Annotated in this window: 4 protein-coding genes; all 4 read left to right on the top strand. The window is 63.2% G+C overall.

Annotated features, from left to right (window positions below; translation table 11 throughout):
- Positions 1–285 precede the first annotated feature (285 nt).
- The 4 genes from lexA to E0E41_RS18315 are packed head-to-tail and all read left to right on the top strand — an operon-like array spanning position 286 to position 3,084.
- Positions 286–897 carry a transcriptional repressor LexA gene (lexA, locus tag E0E41_RS18330; RefSeq protein WP_130871326.1) on the top strand — a complete coding sequence of 204 codons (612 nt, stop codon included), beginning with the start codon at positions 286–288 and terminating at the stop codon, positions 895–897.
- A 4-nt stretch (positions 898–901) separates the two neighbouring features.
- Positions 902–1,360: a methylated-DNA--[protein]-cysteine S-methyltransferase gene (locus E0E41_RS18325; RefSeq protein ID WP_130871325.1), complete on the top strand. Its 459-nt coding sequence runs from the start codon at positions 902–904 to the stop codon at positions 1,358–1,360.
- The gene (locus tag E0E41_RS18320; RefSeq protein WP_130871324.1) at positions 1,357–2,109 is read left to right on the top strand and encodes an exodeoxyribonuclease III; all 753 of its coding nucleotides are present in this window, start codon (positions 1,357–1,359) and stop codon (positions 2,107–2,109) included. The genes E0E41_RS18325 and E0E41_RS18320 overlap by 4 nt, the downstream gene beginning before the upstream one ends.
- Before the next feature lie 24 nt (positions 2,110–2,133).
- Positions 2,134–3,084 carry a carbohydrate kinase family protein gene (locus tag E0E41_RS18315; protein WP_130871323.1) on the top strand — a complete coding sequence of 317 codons (951 nt, stop codon included), beginning with the start codon at positions 2,134–2,136 and terminating at the stop codon, positions 3,082–3,084.
- The last annotated feature ends 152 nt before the right edge of the window (positions 3,085–3,236 follow it).

Below are 3,236 nucleotides of genomic sequence, written 5' to 3'. Positions count from 1 at the left end.
ACCCCGGTGAAGGAGACCCCCGCCCCCAAGTCCGCCGCCAAGCGGAAGAAGGGGCATCGGGACCGGGGTCCCCGGCGGCCCATGGAGCCCACCCTCCGCAGCCATCAGAAGGACTCCACCGAGCAGCCCAGCCTGATGAAGCCCTACTACCTCAGCGACGACTGAGCCAGCGGGCGGCCATAACGGCCGCCCGCTTTTTTTGTTCGAATTTAGAACAAATGTTTGCGTTCTAGGGACAGCTATGGTATACTCAAACTGGATAACTAGAACAAAGGAGGGTCTGCCATGAAGGCGCTCACCCCGAAGCAGCAGCAGATCTACGACTATATTGTCTCCTTCTCCGAGGAGCACGGCTATCCCCCCTCCGTCCGGGAGATCGGGGAGTATGTGGGCTTAAAATCCCCCTCCACTGTCCACTTCCATCTGAAGGGTCTGGAAAACGCGGGGCTCATCACCAAGGCGGAGGGCAAGACCCGGGCCATCACGGTAAGCGCCGCTCACAGCGCCCCTGTCCGGCCGGAGCCGCCCCGGGACAGGATCCCGGTGGTGGGCAATGTGGCCGCCGGCTCCCCCATCCTGGCCCAGGAGTGCGTGGAGGACTACCTGACCTTTGAGACCGGGGGCCGGGAGGGAGAGTATTTCGCCCTCCAGGTCCGGGGCGAATCCATGAAATACGCCGGCATCCTGCCCGGGGACCTGGTGGTGGTCCACCAGCAGAGTGACGCCCACAACGGGGAGATCGTGGTGGCCCTCTTTGAGGAGGAGGCCACGGTCAAGACCCTCCGCCGGAAGGACGGCCACACCTGGCTCATGCCGGAGAACCCGGACTATGAGCCCATCGACGGGGACGGCTGCACCATCCTGGGCAAGGTCACCGCCGTGGTGCGGCGGTACTGATAACGTGGACCGCATCGTATTCGACACCCCCGTGGGACAGATGACCCTGGAGAGCGAGGGGGAGGCCCTCACCGCCCTCTATCTCCCCTGCCGCCCTGTGGAGCCGGCGGGGAGCCCCACCCCCCTGCTGGAGCGGGGCCGGGAAGAGCTGCTGGACTATTTCCGGGGAAAGCGGCGGTCTTTTGATCTGCCTCTTGCCCCCAAAGGAACTCCCTTTCAGCAAAAGGTGTGGAGGGCCCTGGCGGATATCCCCTACGGCACGGTGATCTCCTACAAGGAGCTGGCCCGGCGGGTGAAACGGCCAAAGGGCTTCCAGGCGGTGGGCCAGGCCAACGGCAGAAATCCCCTGCCCGTTTTCCTGCCCTGCCACCGGGTGGTAGGGGCGGACGGCTCCCTTACCGGCTACGCCGGCGGGCTGGAGCTGAAACAATATTTACTGGAACTGGAGAGAAACCATTTATGAAACTGGTGACCTGGAACGTCAACGGCCTGCGGGCCTGTCTGAACAAGGGCTTTCTGGACTTCTTCCGGGAGGCGGACGCCGACGTGTTCTGCCTCCAGGAGACCAAGCTCCAGCCCCACCAGATCGAGCTGGAGCTGCCCGGCTATGAGATCTACTGGAACAGCGCCGAAAAGAAGGGCTACTCCGGCACGGCGGTGTTTACCCGGGTGAAGCCCCTCAGCGTGACCTACGGCATCGGCATCCCGGAGCACGACACCGAGGGCCGGGTGATCACCGTGGAGTATGAGGACTTTTACCTGGTGTGCTGCTACACCCCCAATGCCCAGGAGGGGCTGGCCCGCATCGACTACCGGATGCAGTGGGAGGACGATTTCCGCGCCTGGCTGATGGAGCTGGACAAGAAAAAGCCGGTGGTGCTGTGCGGGGACCTGAATGTGGCCCATGAGGAGATCGACCTGAAGAATCCCAAGACCAACCGGGGCAACGCGGGCTTCTCCGATCAGGAGCGGGGCAAGATGACGGAGCTTCTGTCCAGCGGCTTTGCCGACAGCTTCCGCACCCTCTATCCGGACAGGGAAGGGGCCTACACCTGGTGGAGCTACCGGTTCAACGCCCGGAAGAACAACGCAGGGTGGCGGATCGACTACTTCATCGTGTCCGACCGGCTGCTCCCCCGGGTCCGGGACCAGATCATCCATGCCGACATCACCGGCAGCGACCATTGTCCGGTGGAATTGATTTTAACGTAAAAAGGGAAAGGAACGTGACGGAGGATGTATGATGTTGTGGCACTGGGCGAGCTGCTCATCGACTTTGCCCAGCAGAGTGTGGATGGGGACGGCTATCCCACCATGGCGGCCCATCCCGGCGGAGCGCCGGGGAACTTTCTGGCGGCTCTGAACAAATACGGGGCCCGCACCGCCTTTTTGGGCAAGGTGGGGGACGATACCTTCGGCAGGCTGCTGCTGGGCACCCTAAAGGGGGCGGGGATCGAGACCCGGGGCATCGTGGTGGACCCCGCCGTGTTCACTACCCTGGCCTTTGTCACCTTCAAGGACGGGGACCGGTCCTTCAGCTTCGCCCGCAAGCCCGGCGCCGACACCATGCTCCGGTTCGACGAGGTGGACCTGTCCCTCATCGACCAGGCCAAGGTGTTCCACTTCGGCTCCCTCAGCCTCACCGGGGAGCCGGTGCGCACCGCCACCCGCCAGGCGGTCGCCTACGCCAGGGAGAAGGGCAAGCTCATTACTTACGATCCCAACCTCCGCCTCCCCCTGTGGGACAGCCAGGACCAGGCCAGAGAGGAGATCCTGTGGGGCCTCCGTCAGGCCGACGTGGTGAAGATCAGCGACGAGGAGGTGACCTTCCTCTGGAACTGCGATGAGGAGGAGGGCGCCCGGAAGCTGCTGGAGGAGTGCGGCGTAAATCTGGCTATGGTGACCCTGGGCCCCAAGGGCTGCATGCTCTGCAACCGGAAGGGGAGCGTCACCGTGTCCTCCCCCGAGGTGAAGCCCATCGACACCACCGGCGCCGGGGACATCTTCGGCGGCAGCGCGGTGAGCCGCCTGCTGAAGCTGGGCAAGGCGCCGGAAGACCTGGAGCCGGCGGAGCTGGAGCAGGTGGCCCGGTTTGCCTCCACCGCCGCCAGCCTGTCCACCGAGTATGCCGGCGGCATCCCCAGCATCCAGGAGGAATCCGTGGTGCTGAAGCGGATGAAGGGATAAAGTAAAAAAGCCCCCGCCGGTAAATGTGAACAGGTCCAGTAAAAACGGACAGTGACAAAAGACCCCCTGATGTAGGAAAATAGACTACATCAGGGGGTCTTGTCATGGGAAAACGGAATTACACACACGTTCAAGTACTTCTGCCTGAAATC

The sequence above is a fragment of the Intestinimonas massiliensis (ex Afouda et al. 2020) genome (genome assembly GCF_900626285.1).
Taxonomy (GTDB): domain Bacteria; phylum Bacillota; class Clostridia; order Oscillospirales; family Oscillospiraceae; genus Flavonifractor; species Flavonifractor massiliensis_A.
This window is presented reverse-complemented; position numbering and strand designations above follow the sequence as displayed.